The 16,830-nt window shown below is 48.9% G+C and carries 14 protein-coding genes; 10 read left to right on the top strand and 4 right to left on the bottom strand.

Annotated features, from left to right (window positions below):
- The first annotated feature begins 18 nt into the window (after positions 1-18).
- From G3255_RS15295 to G3255_RS15260, 8 genes are all read left to right on the top strand, one after another.
- Positions 19-561: a hypothetical protein gene (locus G3255_RS15295; RefSeq protein WP_211655254.1), complete on the top strand. Its 543-nt coding sequence runs from the start codon at positions 19-21 to the stop codon at positions 559-561.
- Between the two features lie 140 nt (positions 562-701).
- Complete coding sequence (locus G3255_RS15290; protein ID WP_211655253.1) at positions 702-2,159, top strand: circularly permuted type 2 ATP-grasp protein; 1,458 nt, start codon at positions 702-704, stop codon at positions 2,157-2,159.
- The gene (locus G3255_RS15285; RefSeq protein WP_211655252.1) at positions 2,160-4,031 is read left to right on the top strand and encodes an alpha-E domain-containing protein; all 1,872 of its coding nucleotides are present in this window, start codon (positions 2,160-2,162) and stop codon (positions 4,029-4,031) included.
- A gap of 82 nt (positions 4,032-4,113) precedes the next feature.
- Positions 4,114-5,559 (top strand): DEAD/DEAH box helicase, encoded by a 1,446-nt coding sequence (locus G3255_RS15280; protein ID WP_211655251.1) that lies wholly within the window; start codon positions 4,114-4,116, stop codon positions 5,557-5,559.
- Positions 5,560-5,791: 232 nt separating this feature from the next.
- Positions 5,792-6,355, top strand: coding sequence for a 3D domain-containing protein (locus G3255_RS15275; RefSeq protein ID WP_442757081.1), 564 nt, complete (start codon positions 5,792-5,794; stop codon positions 6,353-6,355).
- Positions 6,356-6,906: 551 nt separating this feature from the next.
- Complete coding sequence (locus tag G3255_RS15270) at positions 6,907-8,433, top strand: phytoene desaturase family protein (RefSeq protein WP_211655250.1); 1,527 nt, start codon at positions 6,907-6,909, stop codon at positions 8,431-8,433.
- Positions 8,430-9,881 carry a phytoene desaturase family protein gene (locus G3255_RS15265; RefSeq protein ID WP_211655249.1) on the top strand — a complete coding sequence of 484 codons (1,452 nt, stop codon included), beginning with the start codon at positions 8,430-8,432 and terminating at the stop codon, positions 9,879-9,881. The genes G3255_RS15270 and G3255_RS15265 overlap by 4 nt, the downstream gene beginning before the upstream one ends.
- Positions 9,878-10,711 (top strand): phytoene/squalene synthase family protein, encoded by an 834-nt coding sequence (locus tag G3255_RS15260; protein ID WP_349291448.1) that lies wholly within the window; start codon positions 9,878-9,880, stop codon positions 10,709-10,711. The genes G3255_RS15265 and G3255_RS15260 overlap by 4 nt, the downstream gene beginning before the upstream one ends.
- Before the next feature lie 65 nt (positions 10,712-10,776).
- Here the strand turns inward: G3255_RS15260 and G3255_RS15255 are convergent, their stop codons facing one another.
- Genes G3255_RS15255 through G3255_RS15240 form a run of 4 tightly spaced genes read right to left on the bottom strand, consistent with a single transcriptional unit; the run spans position 10,777 to position 14,784 of the window.
- Entirely contained in the window at positions 10,777-12,261 is a 1,485-nt protein-coding gene (locus tag G3255_RS15255; RefSeq protein ID WP_249222141.1) for a phytoene desaturase family protein, read from the bottom strand.
- Entirely contained in the window at positions 12,258-13,361 is a 1,104-nt protein-coding gene (locus G3255_RS15250) for a glycosyltransferase family 2 protein (protein WP_211655247.1), read from the bottom strand. The genes G3255_RS15255 and G3255_RS15250 overlap by 4 nt, the downstream gene beginning before the upstream one ends.
- Positions 13,358-14,035 (bottom strand): lysophospholipid acyltransferase family protein, encoded by a 678-nt coding sequence (locus tag G3255_RS15245; protein WP_211655246.1) that lies wholly within the window; start codon positions 14,033-14,035, stop codon positions 13,358-13,360. The genes G3255_RS15250 and G3255_RS15245 overlap by 4 nt, the downstream gene beginning before the upstream one ends.
- Complete coding sequence (locus tag G3255_RS15240) at positions 14,032-14,784, bottom strand: carotenoid biosynthesis protein (RefSeq protein WP_349291447.1); 753 nt, start codon at positions 14,782-14,784, stop codon at positions 14,032-14,034. The genes G3255_RS15245 and G3255_RS15240 overlap by 4 nt, the downstream gene beginning before the upstream one ends.
- A gap of 265 nt (positions 14,785-15,049) precedes the next feature.
- Here G3255_RS15240 and G3255_RS15235 point away from each other — a divergent pair, with 265 nt between their 5' ends.
- Complete coding sequence (locus tag G3255_RS15235; RefSeq protein ID WP_211655245.1) at positions 15,050-15,889, top strand: MurR/RpiR family transcriptional regulator; 840 nt, start codon at positions 15,050-15,052, stop codon at positions 15,887-15,889.
- Positions 15,890-15,962: 73 nt separating this feature from the next.
- Positions 15,963-16,799, top strand: a complete 837-nt coding sequence (locus G3255_RS15230) for a transporter substrate-binding domain-containing protein (protein WP_211655244.1) — start codon at positions 15,963-15,965, stop codon at positions 16,797-16,799.
- Positions 16,800-16,830 lie beyond the last annotated feature (31 nt).

The raw sequence follows: 16,830 nt of genomic DNA, 5'->3' as shown, positions 1-16,830 counted from the left end.
TGAGGAGGAGGTCATAAAATGGCAAGAAAATCAGGTGGATTTTTCAGCAAACTTGTATTGCTTGGTGTAGGAGCAGCAATCGGGGCAGCAATGACACAGAAAAAATCGGAAACTGGCAACACGCAAAATACCGGTAGCTCTTCGACGAATACAAACGATATGAAAGAAAACATCAAAAAGAATTTGGACCGCTTCAACGAACAATCGGGAGGCATGGTCGACAAAGTGAAGCCTCATATTAACAAAGCAGTCGATACAGTCAAGACGACCATCGAGAAGCAACAGCAAATGATGGATAAGGAAAAAGACGCGCTCGACCAAGCGAATAAGACTGTCCAAGATGAAGTCGGCGAAACAAAAGGCTCGGATTCTGCAACAGGTAAAACGACATCTTCGTCGAACAACGGCTCGTCCTCGTCTACTGGGTCCTCTACAGAGTCCGACAAACCGAGCGGCGGCCAATTCGGCGGTAGCACCGACTATACGGATTCATTGAAAAAGAATCCGGAAACTGGTCCATCTTCTGACAAATCTTCAAGCGATGACACAACAAAAAAATAACTTCGGTTATAATAGAACAAAGAACAGCTATGCCGAGCATGGGCATGGCTTTTTCTTTCCCTCCAGTAGACAGAAAATTCATATCTTTTAAAAATCAGCGGAAGTTACTGGCGGTATTCTAACAGAGGGGGTTTGGCCACGTGTTTAACGACTATAAAACCAGTCCATTTTTTGATGAGATGTTTATGCCCGATGGAAAACCGAAAGCCCACTACAAGACTTTCCATGAAGTGATCAAGCGATTTTCAGAAGATGAATTAAAAGAAAAGCATGAAACGGCACAGTTGTCGTTTCTCCGCCAAGGAATCACTTTCACTGTCTACCATAATAATGTAGGAACTGAACGGACAATGCCGTTCGACTTTGTGCCGATCATTATCCCGCCGGAAGAATGGGAAGTCGTAGAAAAAGGAATGACACAGCGTGCAGAAGCGCTGAACCGTTTTTTGGATGATGTCTACCATGATCAAAAGATTATTGAAGCGGGAATTGTGCCGCGTCAGCTAGTTGAAGATAATCCCTATTATTATGAGAAGCAGATGAAAGATGTCGACATACCGCTCAGCAACCACATCTTCTTGGCGGGAATCGACTTAATACGGGATGAAAACGGCAAATACCACGTACTTGAAGATAATTTGCGCAACCCGTCCGGATTGTCTTATGTATACCAGAACCGTTACGTTATGCGGCAAGTGTACCCTGAGTTTTTCGTCAATCATTCGGTGATGACCCTCGAGCATCAAATGAGCTTCCTGCACGATTCGATTTTGGACCATGCCCCAAAAGGGAGAAAAGACAAACCGTTTGCGGTGCTATTGACTCCCGGCATGTATAATTCGGCTTATTACGACCACGTTTTCCTGGCCCAGCAAATGGGCATGGATTTAGTCGAAGGCCGCGATCTGGTCGTTCGCAATAACATCGTCTACATGAAATCAATTCGTGGGCTGAAGCGCGTCGATATCATCTACCGCCGCATCGACGACGATTTTTTGGATCCGGAAGCATTCCGTTCCGATTCTGCGCTCGGGGTACGGGGCGTGATGGAAGCTTATCAAAAGGGCAATGTCGCGATTTTGAATGCGGTCGGCAACGGCGTCGCGGATGATAAGGCGATCTATGCGTATGTGCCGGAGATGATCCGCTATTATTTGGACGAAGAACCGGTCATCGACAATGTGAAAACGTATTTGCTTGATAAGCCTGAAGATCGGGAATGGGTACTCGAGCATCTTGAAGAGCTCGTCGTTAAAAACGTAGGGGCATCCGGTGGTTACGACATGCTCGTCGGCCCGCACGCCTCGAAGGAGCTGATCGAAAAGTTCAGGGAGAAAATTATCGAAACGCCTCATCAATATATAGCGCAGCCGACGATCAAGCTGTCCCGCGCACCTGCTTACCAAGGAGACAAGTTCTACCCTTGTCACGTGGATTTGAGGGTATTCGTCATGAGGGGCGAAAAGACTCATGTCCTGCCTGGCGGATTATCCCGTGTCGCGCTGAAAGAAGGATCGCTTGTTGTCAACTCTTCACAGGGCGGCGGCGGAAAAGACACGTGGGTGTTTAAAAAGAAAGAAGAAGGGGAGGATGCGTAAATGTTAAGCCGTGTTGCAAATTCATTGTATTGGATGTCCCGGAATGTCGAGCGGGCGGAGAACAATGCGCGCATCCTCGACGTGCAATTGCTGCAGATGATTGAAGCGGCCGATGAAGAGCTGGTACGTGATTCGGATTGGCGGCTGATTTTTGAGATCTGTGATTCGACGGAAACGATGCGCCGGATCAAGGCCAATCCGACGTATGAAGAATCGGAGCTGGTGCAATATTTGGCGATGGCGCAGGAAAATTCCAATTCAGTCGCCAGTTGTTCCATGGTTGTTCGTGAAAATGCCCGCATCAGCCGTGACCATATTCCGGATGATTATTGGGAAACCTGGAACCGTTCGTATTTGGCGCTTGCGGATATGGATTTGAAAAACAGTTCAGTCCGTGACATGAGGTCATTCCTTGAAAACATCAAAACGACTTCGCTTATTTCCCAGGGAATTGTCGAGTCCTCGATGTCCAGGGGTGTGGCGTATCAAATGATTAAAATCGCCAAATGGCTCGAGCGGGCGGAAAAGACGGCACGCATTTTGAATGTCGTCTGCGAGCGGACGCGTGAACGCGTCAGAAAAGAAAAGACGGATGATTATTATTTCTGGCTGGCAGCTCTCAGGATGACGAACGGATACAACGCGTACTTGAAGAGCAATCCACCGCGCATGGAGCCGAAGAAAGTATTGAGTTTTTTGATCTCGGATAAAACCTTCCCGAGGTCGATTCGTTATTGCCTTGACCATGTACGGGCCGCAGTTGAAGAACTTGAAGAAGGAAAAGTATCTCATTATTCATGGGAGTTATATGCCAAACTCGATGAAGTCCGGACTTCCTTCAGCGAAACGGATATCGAATCATTGGATTCGGATGAGTTGATGCATTTTTTGAACCGTTTCCAAGACGGCTGCAACGAAATCAGCCGGGTTTTCTCCAGCACTTATTATTTGACCGATCCCGAAGCGGAAACGGCGATGGCGTTCCAATCCCAAGGGATGGATATGAAAGGAATAACTTCTATGAAATACAAAATCGAGCATACCAATATTTTTGATTACGAAACAATCGTTGACCAAAGCATGAACACCATCCGCTTGAAACCAAGAACGGATGAATGCCAGCGCCTTCTGTCTTACCGTGCGGATATTACGCCGGCGACATTGACGAAAGAACATGTTGATATTTTCGGCAATAACGTCGAGACGTTTTTCATTGCTGAACATCACCAGCACCTGGAAGTAAAATCGACATCCATCGTCAGCATCCAGAAAAGCCCGTTCATTCACCGCATCGATTATTCGCCGGAAATGAATGTTATTTTCCATTCTCAATTATTCACCGAGCATTATATGGCTTATTTGAGCAATACGGCGTATACCTACATCACCCCGGAGCAGATGGAACTGGTCGACCGCGAGCTTGGGGCGATGACCAACCCGGTGCAATACGCAATCGATGTGACCGAATATGTCTTTGATCATTTCACATATGACGGCGAGTCAACCACGGTTACGACCAAAGCGAGCGAATCTTTCGGTTTGAAAAAGGGCGTTTGCCAGGACATTACGCACGTCATGCTCGGCATCTTGCGCAGCAAGAATATTCCGGCGCGCTATGTCAGCGGTTATTTATACGTAGGGGAAGATTCGGCACTTGTCGGCGATGCAGCCAGCCATGCGTGGGTGGAATTCATGGTGCCGGGCATCGGCTGGGTTGGGCTCGATCCGACCAATAATGTCGAAGCGCTGGAAAACCATATCCGCGTCGGCGTCGGCCGCGATTATAACGATGTCAGTCCGGTTCAGGGCGTCTATAGAGGCGGTAGCCAGTCGCTTGATGTGAAAGTCTCCGTGAGCTTGCTGGACCAATAATGCCAATAATCGCTTAACTGCAAAACTGCCCGATCCGTGCCATAATGAAGAGATAAGACAGATGAACGGAGAAGGAGAACTTATGAACACGAACCAATTTAAAGAGTACGGCATCAGCGAGCCGATTGTAAAAGCGCTGGAAGGCCTTGGCTACCAAGAACCTACCGAGGTACAGCAGCAAGTCATCCCGGCCGCTCTCGAAAAAAACGATTTGACCGTCAAATCGCAAACCGGCAGCGGGAAGACAGCCGCATTTGGCATTCCGCTGTGCGAACTTGTCGATTGGGAAGAAAACAAGCCGCAGGCGCTGGTGTTGACACCAACACGTGAACTTGCCGACCAAGTGAAAGAAGACATCACCCATATCGGCCGCTTCAAGCGCATCAAAGCGGCCGCGATCTACGGCAAGCATCCTTTTGCGTACCAAAAAGAAGAATTAAAACAGAAATGCCATATCGTCGTTGGAACGCCGGGGCGCGTGCTCGACCATATCGAAAAAGGCACCTTAAAGCTCGAGAAAATCGAGTATCTGGTTCTCGATGAGGCAGATGAGATGCTCAATATGGGCTTCATCGAACAAGTCGAATCGATCATCAAGCAGCTTCCGAAAGAACGGACGACGATGCTGTTTTCGGCGACATTTCCGCAGCATCTGGAAAAACTGCAGCGTGATTTCATGCGCTCTCCGCGCTATATCGGAATTCAAGCAGCCGATACTTTGGAAGAACGTATCGAGCATTCACTTGTCATCGTGAAAGAACAAGACAAATTCCAGTTGTTGCGCGACGTGACCGTAGTGGAGAACCCGGATAGCTGCATCATTTTCTGCCGTACGAAAGACCAGGTCGATGCGGTCTCCGAAGGGCTTGAACGCCTGTTCTACACAAGCGATCAATTGCACGGGGGCATGACCCAGGAAGACCGTTTCGGCGTCATGGATGATTTCCGCCGCGGCGAGTTCCGCTATTTGGTCGCGACGGATGTCGCGGCACGTGGAATTGATATCGACGGCATCACCCATGTCATCAATTATGATTTTCCGCTCGAGAAGGAAAGCTATGTCCACCGCGCAGGACGCACAGGGCGTGCTGGCAAGAGCGGCAAGGCGATTTCGTTCGTCACACCGTTCGAAGACAAGTTCCTGAAAGAAACGGAAGACTATTTAGGGTTTGAGATTACGCGTACTGAACGGCCGTCGAGAGAGCAGGTCGCCTTGGCGAAACCGGCATTTGAAGACAAGATCGAGAGCCGCCAGAAGCCGAAAAAACACAAAGCGGCTGCGCTCAACCAAGACATCATGAAGCTATATTTCAACGGAGGCAAAAAGAAAAAGCTCCGCGCTGTCGATTTTGTCGGGACGCTGACCAGTATACCCGGCATCACGGCGGAAGATATCGGCATCATCAAAATCCAAGACACGGTCACGTACATCGATATTTTGAACGGCAAAGGGCTGAATGTCTTGAAGGCGATGAAAGACAAAACCGTCAAAGGCAAAACCTTGAAAGTCCATAAAGCAAAAAAATAATCTTAGGCCTTTTCCAAGCTTTGAAAGCTTTGGAGAGGGCCTTTTTTCTATAGTTGAGCGGAGAATATTAATGGTGAAGGTTCTTTTGTCATGAAAAAAAGTGCAATTGTAATCAAATATGCCTAATGCTGTCACATGATTGTAACCTTGCCGTGCTATTTTATTTTTACTGAAAAGCTTTCAACCGATTTACGCAAGGCGCAATTATCCGATACACAAAGGGGATAGAAACTTGAAAAAATTATTGGCGGCTTTAGGAATGGCATTGCTTTTATTACTCAGCACTTCACTTACGACTTCTGCAGCATCGAATGTTTATACAGTTAAAAGCGGTGATACGCTTTATAAAATTTCCCAACAAACGAAAGTCTCTGTTAATAACCTGAAATCCTGGAACGGATTGAAATCCAACTTGATTTATCCAAAGCAAAAATTAAAATTGAAAAAGACAACAGCACAAACTATTTCTAAACCGTCAACGCCATCTTCCAGCAAAGGTACAGTAGTGAAAGAATTCACTGTGTCAGCGACAGCTTATACGGCTTCTTGCAAAGGATGCTCGGGAATCACGAGAACCGGTATTAACCTGAAAAAGAATCCAGGACTTAAAGTCATCGCGGTCGACCCGAAAGTCATCCCGCTCGGTTCTAAAGTATGGGTGGAAGGCTACGGCAACGCAATCGCCGGGGACACAGGCGGCGCAATCAAAGGCAAGAAAATCGACGTCTTCATCCCAACTCAAAGCCAAGCGCTTAAATGGGGACGCAAGAACGTAAAAGTTAAAATTCTAAAATAAGCAAAACCCGGCTGATCCTTCAGCCGGGTTTTTTTGTGGCGTTTTTCACAGGAAGGCATCTGAAAAGAAATCTCACACTATCGTTCAGGCCATTCACTATCCAGATATCTTTCCGCTTTAAATATACATTACAAGACACCATCACCCGCGAAGCGATTCCCCCACTAGCCGGCAACTCAGTAAAGAAGCGGATCTAATTCAACACACCCGACTCAATGAAATCACTCAGCCGCCAAACGCCCAGGGTGAGCCGACGCCGTAAGACAGGTGCTCTTCCTGGCTTACGGCTAAAGGCCAACCCAAAGCAGGGCGGCGAATAACCAAACGAAGCTTCATTCCAAGCATCCAAATAACTCCACAACCAAACCATCCTTCCCACATAATGAATCTGAGAAGTGATTCTCTGAAAACACCGCTTGGATTCACCGCATCGTCGAATAAAAAACAACCATAATAAAGAGGTTAAATAATTAGTCTTTTAGGGAAGAGATGTATATACTGTTTGTATAGATATTGTATAACTTTTACGAGGCGAAACGGGGGCTTACGCAATGGCAAAACGGATGATTATTATTGGAGCGGGGCCAGGAGGCTTAGCAGCAGGAATGCTGTTAGCGAGCAAAGGATACCAAGTAGATATTTACGAAAAAAATGACCGCATCGGCGGGCGCAATGCTGCATTAACATTAGGCGATTTCACATTTGACACAGGACCGACGTTTTTGAGCATGCTTCATCTGGTGGAGGAATTATTTGAAACGACAGGACGCAATGTCCACGATTATATGGAAGCGATCGAACTAGACCCGATGTACGAACTGCGCTTTGAAGACCAGAACTTGGTGATGACGCGCGATCCTGAAGCAATGCGCAAGCAAATCGATGATAACTTCAAAGGCGATGGGGAAGGTTACGCACGCTTTATGAAAGACACCGGCAAGAAGCTCGAAGCCATGTCCCCATTGTTACAGACGAAAATGGACCGCATGACGGACCTCATGCAGCCGAAAGTGATCAAAGCACTTCCGGAACTTGAAGTAGGCAAGACCCTTTACGACGTGCTATCTCGTTACTTTAAAGACGAACGGCTGAAGATGGCGTTTGCGTTCCAGTCGAAATACCTCGGCATGTCGCCATGGGAATGCCCGGGAGCGTTCACCATTCTTTCCTATATGGAGCACGCCTACGGCATCTATCATCCAATAGGCGGCGTCAACCAATTGTCGGCAGCGATGGCGAAAGCGGTCAAAGAAATGGGCGGCCGCATCCATCTTGGAAAAGGCGTACAGAAATTATGGATCGAGGACCGCACGGTGAAAGGGGTCTACCTATACGACGGCAGCCGCGAAGCAGCGGACGAAGTAGTGATCAATGGTGACTTTGCACACGTGATGACCCACCTGGTGGAGCCGGGAATCTTGAAGAAATATACCCCTAAGAAGCTCGATAAGAAGAAATATTCATGTTCCACATTCATGCTTTATTTAGGGCTCGATAAAAAATACGATTTGTCGCACCACACGATCGTTTTTTCGAAAGATTACCAGAAGAATGTCGAAGAAATGACGAAATCCCGCATCTTGTCAGCGGACCCGTCGATCTATATCCAAAATGCCAGTGTGACGGATCCGACTTTGGCTCCTGACGGCAAGTCGGCGCTGTATATCTTGGCGCCGGTGCCGAATAATTTCAGCGATATCGGCTGGGAACACGAACAGGAAGCCTTCCGTGAGTTGGTGTTGGATATTATCGAAGAAAAAACCGATTTCAAGAATCTGCGGGAGCATATTGAAGTCGAGAAGATGCTGACGCCGTTCGGCTGGGAATCGGATTATTCCGTATACCGCGGTGCTACATTTAATTTAGGGCATCAATTATCGCAAATGATGGTGTTCCGCCCGCATAATAAATTCGAAGAGCTCGACAATTGCTGGCTGGTCGGAGGCGGAACGCATCCCGGCAGCGGCTTGCCGACTATTCTGGAATCTGCCCGCATCACGACGAACGGCATCTTGAAAGAAGACGGCAAATCCGGAATTCCGATCGGCCCGCTTCCGAAAGTGGAGGGATATGTATGAAAATAGCCATGATCGGCGGCGGCGTCGGCGGCTTGATGGGCGCGCTTTATTTAACGAAGCTCGGCTATGAGGTGACCATTTACGAAAAAGAACATAAGCTCGGTGGCAGAATGGCGTTTGTGGAACGGGACGGTTTTCGAATCGATGAGGGCCCAACCATCGTCTTGCTGCCGGAAATGTTCCGCGATTTGTTTGCACAGGCAGGAATCGATCCCGAAAGCATCGAATTATTACTATGCGACCCGCTTTACACAATCCGCTTTACAGACGGAAAAGTGTATACGAAATATCCTGGGCGCGAGCGGCAATTGCAGGAAGTCGAAGAGCAGTTTCCGGAAGATAAAGAGGGATTTATCCGCTTTATGGATGAAGGGCAGAAACGCTTTGATATCGGCAAGCCTGCTTTTCTGGAACATGATTTTGTCCGCAAAGCGGATTTTTGGACTTTCCGCAATATCCGCAATTTGATGAAACTGAAACCCCAGCAATCTGTCCATCAATTGATGGAGAATTATTTCAGGGACGAGCGGCTGCAGCTGGCCTATTCCCTTCAAGCGCTGTATATCGGTGGGGATCCTTACCGCGCGCCGGCCATGTATTCACTCGTGCCGTTCAGCGAGCATCAGCACGGAGTTTACTATGTGAAAGGCGGCTATGCGAGCATCATTCCCGTCATGGAGCGGGAATTGCGCAGCCGCGGCACTGAGATTCGGTTGGGCTCGACTGTTAAGCGCGTCTTGAAAAAAGATGGCCGGGCGACAGCGGTTGAAACTGAATCAGGCTTAGAGCCTTATGATGCGATTGTCTATAATGGGGATTTCCCTGGAATCAACCAATTAGCGCCGATGAAGAAGCAGAAGGAATATACACCTTCTTCCGGCTGTGTGTTGCTGTACTTCGGGCTGGATAAGGTTTATCAAGACGTAAATGTCCACCAATTCTTTATCGGTGATGATTACAAAGAACATATGGAAGATGTGTTTGTCAGAGGGCAGAAAACGGAAAATCCGGCGTTCTACACCTTCCACCCTTCTGTCATTGACGATTCTCTTGCCCCCCAAGGCAAATCGGTGCTTTATGTACTCGTACCGGTTCCTTCAGGCACAGAAATCGACTGGAAAAATGATGAACAGTGGATTGGGCGTATTTTGGACCGGATGGAGACATTATCGTTTCCAGGTATCCGGGAGTCGATTGAGTGGATGGACGTGCGCACGCCGAAAGATGCAGAAGCGTTCGGCTTGTTCAAGGGAGGAAGCTTCGGAATTGGCCCGACATTGCGGCAGTCGGGCGTTTTCCGCCCACAGATCAAACCGGACAACACAGAGAATTTGTATGCAGTAGGTGCTTCTGTCCACCCGGGCGGCGGCATACCAATCGTTATGCAAGGAGCGAAATTGCTGGCCGACAGAATTCACAGCGATTTGAAAGAAAGGGGCGGTTCATGATGGAATTGAAGCAAGCCTATAGCTATTGCGAACGTATTATCGCCGACAATTCAAAGAGCTTTTATAAAGCATTTTCCCTATTGCCGAAAGAAAAACGCAAAGCCGTGTGGGCGGTGTACGCCTTCTGCCGAAAAGTCGATGATATCGTCGACGAAGGCAGCCATCCTGAACCCGAGCTGAAGGCATTCCGAAAAGACTTCGACGAATTTCTAGCAGGGTCAATTCAATGGGACGACCCGATGTGGCTGGCGCTCGAAGATGTGTTTGAAAGCTACGATATGGATGCCAGCGCGTTTTATGGATTGATTAAAGGACAGGAAATGGATTTGACAATCAACCGCTACCGCACGCTGGAAGAGCTTTTGGACTATAGCTACCATGTCGCAAGCACAGTTGGGCTGATGCTGTTGCCGATACTGGCGCCAGGACGCACTGCCCTGTTAAAAGACGGCGCAATTTCGCTTGGCTACGCCATGCAAATTACTAACATCCTCCGCGATATCGGAGAAGACCTGGCCATGGACCGCATTTATTTGCCTCAGGATATCATGCGGAAATACGGCCTTGATGAGGAAGAACTTGGAAGCGGCACGGTATCAGAATCGTTCGTCCAGGTTTGGGAAGAGCTCGCCAGCATAGCTGAGTTCCATTACGACCGGGCATTTGAAACGATTAATGATTATCCTTTATCTTCCCGCGTTCCAGTGAAAGGGGCCGCGCTTGTCTACCGGGAAATCCTGTCGACGATCCGCTCGAAAGAATATACAGTGTTTCACGAAAAGCATTACGTAACGGACGATTCCAAGCAGTCCATCCTGCAATGCTTATGATAAATAGAAAAAAGCTGTTTCCACCCGCCACTACTGACGGATGGAAACAGCTTTTTTTGTTCGTTTTAGGATGAATAGCTTTCGATCAAGCGCTGCGCCACATTTAATCCGCTCAATGTGACCATCGGGGAGCCGCCGCCGGGGTGCACGCTTCCGCCGACAAAAAACAGCCCTTGAATGTCGCGGCTCGCATTCGACGGCCGCAAAAAGGCGTCTTTAGGCCGATTGGAGGACGGGCCGTATAAAGCTCCGCGGTGAGACCCGAATGTATCACGGATAAATTCAGGAGTGAAGATCCGTTCTTCCTGCAGGTGATCGCGTATTTTAATTCCATAATGTTCCAATAGATCGTAAATCCGTTCTTTGTATTGTTGCGGGTCAATCTGCAAATCGCCTTGCGCTGTAAGGGCAGGGGCATTGATGAGAATGAACAAATTATCCCCAAGCGGCGAAACGGATGGGTCCGAATGAGATGAGTTGCTGATATAGATGGTCGGCTCGCCGCTGTATTGTTTGTCGGCAAATAATTCACGGAACTCGCGGGGATAATCGGCTGAAAAGAAAACATTGTGATGCTTCAGTTCCGGTAAGCGGACATCCAGCCCTGCCGTGATGACAAAGGCGGAAATCGACGGCTCGAATCGATCACGCTTCGCATCCTGGAAAGACGGACGCTCTGTTTCATCCACCAACTCAGGAAATGCCGACAACAAATCGCCGTTTAAGATGACGGCATCGGCAACAATCCGTTCGCCGTCCGCGAGCTCCACGCCGCATGCTTCACCTTGTTCCGTCAGGATGCGTGTGACAGCCGTTTCGGCATGCATTTCCACGCCGCATTCCGCTGCGACCGTTGCAAAACCCTGTGCAATCGATACGTTTCCGCCTTTTGCGTAAAAAACGCCTTGCGCAAGTTCAAGGTGCGCGATCATCGCGAACGTGGCAGGCGCTTTATAAGGTGATGAGCCGATATAAGTAGCGTAGCGCCCGACTGCCTGAAGCAAGCCTTTATGTTTGAAGTAGCGGCTGAAAAAATGATCCATCGATTCGAGTGGACGCACTTTCAGCATGGCCGCCCCGAGTGACGGGGACAGATAATCCCGGAATGACTGGAAGCTTAGCGGAAAGAAATATTGTTCGGATGAACGATACAGGCGTGCGACTTCAGCTAAAAACGCATCGTATTTACTGGCTGCAAAAGGATCCAGCGTTTCGAGCTGGCGGATCATTTCGCCGCGGTCTGCCGTAAAGTCGATGTAGCTGCCGTCCGCGAAATGATTGCGTGTATGGACAGCGAGCTTTTCGAGTTGGAAATACTGTTCAGGGTCGCGCCCGGTCTGCTCAATGACCTGGCGGAAAATGTGAGGCATGGTGATTGTGTTGGGGCCGAAATCGAAACGATAGCTGCCCAGTTCGACAGGCATCAGTTTGCCGCCGAAATGGCTGTTTTTTTCGAATAGGCTGACGCGCATGCCGGCGTTCGCGAGCGTAATGGCAGCAGATAAGCCGCCAAGCCCGCCGCCGATGATGGCGATATGTGGTCGGTTCATGAATAATGCCTGCCTTTCCATGTGTAAGACTCATTTTTCAACGATTTTTTCATGGCCGTGAGCAGGACCGCGAGCATGGCTGCCGCTTGGAGTGGAATAAGGAACGCCAAATACCAGCGCTGATTGGTTACCATGTCGACATACCAGCGCTGCAAAACAGTCAGCGCGTATGGCGCGAGCCAAACCCAGTTGGCCGTTACGAGGCCGGCTGCGGCTAGAAATAGAGGAAAGATGTAAAAGACGCTGTAAAATAAGGTCAGAAGGATGGCGATTAACGGCGAACGCCCGATGCCGGTGTAGCTATTCTTCAAGAAGCCTTCCCATACTTCGGCTGGCGTTTCGTACATCCGGCATTTAACCGAAGCGGTGATATTAGCGAGCAGCACTTTATGGCCAGCTTGTTTTAAAGTGCGGGCGATATGTACATCTTCGACGAGTGACGTGCGCACGGCTTCGTGCCCGCCGATCGACTCATAGGCTTTTCGTTCAAAAGCCATCCACATGCCGTTTGCCGCGGTGGCTGCCGGGAATTTCGCGTAATTCGCCAGCGCCAATGGCAAATGGAATAAAATGACGAAATGAAGCATCGGCACGAGTAATTTACTCAAGAACACCGGCACTTCAAAAGCGGGGAATCCGGATAACAGGGCAGCGCGCCGCTTTTCCATCAAGCCGAGTGTCTGCCGCACCGCTTGCTTGCGGAAACGGACATCGGCATCGACGAAGAATAAGTAATCGCCGGAAGCGTGTTTCTGCAATTGATGGCAGGCATGGACTTTGCCGATCCATCCTACTGGCAGTTCGACACCTTGCAATACGGTGAAGCGCTTGTCGCCAGCAATTTCCCGGTCGAGTGCTGCTTGTGTGCCATCCGTCGACTGGTCATTCAAAAGGATGAATTCGGCCTTTTCCCAATCGGTCTCTTTTAACGAGCGGACGATCGTCGGCACGTTGCGTTCTTCGTTGCGCATTGGCACAAGAATGGACACCAGCGGCTCTGCTTTTACTACAGGCTGTTTGGGCAGCACCGGCAGGAACAAGCGGTTGAAGACGATCCATAAGAAAAAGGCGATATGGATGACGATCAAAGCCGTGATCATGATTTGCGCCTCCTTTTTAGCAACTCGGGGAATGCTCCGTAATTTTCTTCGAGCACTTCTTGTTTCAATTGGTCAAGCGCAGCAGTTTCCCGCTCCTGCAGCCACAAGGTCCGATCATGTCTTGAACCCACCGGGATGTCATCAAGTGTTAGGCTATCGCCTTGGTCGATCCACACTTCAGGATGTTTTTCACGGCGCATTGAATAATAAAAGCGAATGGGAACGAGCGGAACTTCCGGGCATTTCTCCATCAAATACAGGACGCCTGTATGAAATTCCAGGGGGCGCGTCTCCAAATGATATTCATCGCCTTGTGGAAACAGAATGACCGTTTTGCCTTGTTTCAATAAATTCTCGGCATAGCGCAGCGAAGCCAAAATATCTTTCGGGTTGCTGCGGTCGATTGAAAAGGCGCCAAGCCGGCGGAAAAAAGGAAATTCCTTCAGCCCGTGTTCGTGCATCATGATATGGACATCCAAGTTCCAGACGCGCCGGTTCAGAAAAAAGAACAGCAGCCCGTCCCACCATGAGCTGTGGTTCGAAATAATTAACGCCGGCCCTTTAGGCGGGCGGATGTTTCTGGCATACAGATGTGAAAAAGACCTGCGGATCGATGGCATCAAATACAGGGCGAACATGCGTTCAAAGAGCTTGGATTTTTTTGCCTGGATCATTGCGGACGCCTCTTCCATGCCAAGACGACAATCGCTGCCGTGAGGACGGAAGTCAATACGGCTGCAAGCCATAGCCCGCCGATCAGCCCGAGCATCACGAATAAGGCGATCATCAATACATACAAAAGAGCCATGCGCTTTTCTGCCTGACCTGCTGCCATTTTGAGCCCTTGCTTCTTGAATGCTGCATCGATTATGAGGTGAAGGGTGAACGCTACGATAAACCAGCCAGTGAAATTGGTCCACGGGATATCGTAGTAGAAACCTGTATCTTCCCATAGCCAGTAGCCTTTCACTTTATAGGCGACCGGATCGATGATCAAGTCGATGATGACCGCTGCAATGCCTCCGGTGGCTGCATACAAAAAGCCGCCGCCTGGCACGATCCAGCGGGCGATGACGTGGCTCGTCGCCATGACCATGAGCCAAGCGAAACCGATTGCGACCGGGACGCCGAAGACATTCGGGGCGAAGCGGTCGGTATAATCGTAAGAACCGAACAAGAAGCCACTGTCTGCGCCAGCCCATTCGACGATGAAGGTCGAGAAGAAAATGAGTAAGCCGATCGACCCGCCGATTGCAGGGCCGAAGCGCCGCCATAAATAAAGGAAGCCGAGTGTTCCTGCAAGGATGAGGAAGAAGGCGTTTGCCCATTCCAGCCAAGATGGCAATAAATCAAAACCTAGCAAGATAACACCGCAGATATACCAAAAAATGAATAGCTTAAAAATCCGATCTTCCCATTTCACGAGCAGCACCTCATCCAAATTAGTTATACAAATAGTGTACAACAATAGCTGGAAAAGGCGAAAGAAAAGGGCAGTGTGCTTGCTGCAAGGGATTATGAATTTTTTGCTTTGTGTATTTTTGCTCTGAATACTGGTTTAACAGTATATTTATGAGGAAAATGTCATAAATGCTAGCAGAATTTTCAGTAAAATATTGCAGGGAATCCTGCAAAAGTATATACTAAGTATAAGCAACTAGGCGTGTTCTTGCGATGGGGGAATGAATATGCAGGATTTACTGCGAAATGTGTCAACTTCTTATAAAGATTTCAGTTCTGGGCAAAAAAAGATAGCAGATCTCTTTTTCCGCGAACCGATTTTCATCGCATTTTCATCCGCTTTGGAAGTGGGCAGGCGTGTGCATGTCAGCGAGTCGACCGTCATCAGGTGGACGCAGAAGCTTGGTTATAAGGGTTATACAGAGTTTCAGCATACGCTCCAACGCAAACTGGCGGAAGAGCGGCTGGACAATGCGCAGCAGGAACAGCCTGCTGCTGCGGACCAGTCGTTTCTTGAAAACCTGCTCGACGCAGACATCACCAGCATCCTGAAGCTTAAGCAAACGATTAATGAAGAAAATTTACTGCAAGTGGTCGACCGCATCAGCAAGTCTGAACAGCGCTATGTCACGGGAAATTTCTTCGATTTCGGCTTAGCCGAATGGTTTGGGGGCTGGCTTGGCAGCGCGCTCGGGAATACAGCGATGATGCAGCCTGGCACTGCCGGTTATTATGGTCAAATGGCGGGGCTCGGGCCGCAAGATACGATCATTGCGTTCGCATTTCCGCGGTATACGCGAATCTTGATGGATACTTTGGAGCAAGCGAAGCGTAAGGGAGCGAAAGTGATCGTCTTGACCGATAAGGAAGACTCGCCAGCTGCTGAGAGCGCTGATATCGTGCTTACTGTTTCCGTCAATGCGAACTTGAATATTGATTCCTATACGGCCGTCCATGCGTTATTGACTTCTGTCATGCGCTTTGTCTATGTTAAGGAACACGAGAAAGTGAAAGAAAAGCTAGCGCAGCTCGAAGCGGCTTACACAGACCAGGATATCTTCATATGAGACAACCCATTGCAGGCACGTCCCGAATCGCTCCGGCGTTTTGGTCAAACATAAACGAAAAGGGGAGAGCAAGATGAATAAAAAATTTACAACGACAGGCGTAATTTTAACAGCGGGCATGCTTTTGGCAGCCTGTGGATCGGATGACTCAACCACCGGCTCGGAAGGATCAAGCGAAGGAGCAGGCAGTGACTTGAATCTTGTGGAAGAAGGCAAGTTCACTACCGCATCAAGCGGTTTATACAAACCGTTCAACTATGAGGAAGGCGGCGATTTGACCGGCTTCGATATTGAAATCGGCAACGCCATCGCCGAGGAAATGGGCCTTGAGCCAAATCCAGTGACGACTCCTTGGGAAACAATCATCCAAGGATTGACGACAAACCGCTTCGATGCCATCTTGGGGTCGATGGCCATTACAGAAGAGCGGGAAGAACAGGTCTCTTTCTCGGATCCATATTATTACTCAGGCGGTGTGATTTTCGTGCGTGAAGGCAATACGGAAATCCAGTCGGAAGAAGACCTTGAAGGCGCAACTATCGGCGTAGTCGGGCAAAGTACGTATGACACGGCAGCACAGCAATACACAGATGATATCCAATACTACAATAGTGACGTCGTCGCTTTGCAGGATTTAGAAGTTGAAGGGCGTTTGGATGCTGTTATCACGGCAGACGTTGTCGGCTTTGAAGCACAGAACGCCGGGCTTGAAATCGAAATGATCGGTAATCCGCTATGGATTGAGCAAGCAGCAGTAGCTGTACGCCCAGAAGACGAAGAATTGCTCGCGGCGATCAATGAAGCATTGGCGACGATCATCGAAAATGGAACTTACACAGAGATTTCGGAAAAATGGTTCGGACGCGATCTCCTCGATGTCGATCTTGAAGGCGTCGAAATTCTCAATTAAAATCAGCTGGGAATAGAAGGGAGATTCGACT

The organism is Planococcus sp. MSAK28401, assembly GCF_018283455.1.
In the GTDB taxonomy this organism is placed as follows: domain Bacteria; phylum Bacillota; class Bacilli; order Bacillales_A; family Planococcaceae; genus Planococcus; species Planococcus alpniumensis.
This window is presented reverse-complemented; position numbering and strand designations above follow the sequence as displayed.

What these genes read in the sequence shown, in the direction of transcription:
- G3255_RS15295 (WP_211655254.1), top strand. Translation starts at nt 19, where the DNA reads ATGGCAAGAAAATCAGGTGGATTTTTCAGCAAACTTGTATTGCTTGGT.
- G3255_RS15285 (WP_211655252.1), top strand. Translation starts at nt 2,160, where the DNA reads ATGTTAAGCCGTGTTGCAAATTCATTGTATTGGATGTCCCGGAATGTC.
- G3255_RS15280 (WP_211655251.1), top strand. Translation starts at nt 4,114, where the DNA reads ATGAACACGAACCAATTTAAAGAGTACGGCATCAGCGAGCCGATTGTA.
- G3255_RS15270 (WP_211655250.1), top strand. Translation starts at nt 6,907, where the DNA reads ATGGCAAAACGGATGATTATTATTGGAGCGGGGCCAGGAGGCTTAGCA.
- G3255_RS15265 (WP_211655249.1), top strand. Translation starts at nt 8,430, where the DNA reads ATGAAAATAGCCATGATCGGCGGCGGCGTCGGCGGCTTGATGGGCGCG.
- G3255_RS15260 (WP_349291448.1), top strand. Translation starts at nt 9,878, where the DNA reads ATGATGGAATTGAAGCAAGCCTATAGCTATTGCGAACGTATTATCGCC.
- G3255_RS15255 (WP_249222141.1), bottom strand. Translation starts at nt 12,261, where the DNA reads ATGAACCGACCACATATCGCCATCATCGGCGGCGGGCTTGGCGGCTTA.
- G3255_RS15250 (WP_211655247.1), bottom strand. Translation starts at nt 13,361, where the DNA reads ATGATCACGGCTTTGATCGTCATCCATATCGCCTTTTTCTTATGGATC.
- G3255_RS15245 (WP_211655246.1), bottom strand. Translation starts at nt 14,035, where the DNA reads ATGATCCAGGCAAAAAAATCCAAGCTCTTTGAACGCATGTTCGCCCTG.
- G3255_RS15235 (WP_211655245.1), top strand. Translation starts at nt 15,050, where the DNA reads ATGCAGGATTTACTGCGAAATGTGTCAACTTCTTATAAAGATTTCAGT.
- G3255_RS15230 (WP_211655244.1), top strand. Translation starts at nt 15,963, where the DNA reads ATGAATAAAAAATTTACAACGACAGGCGTAATTTTAACAGCGGGCATG.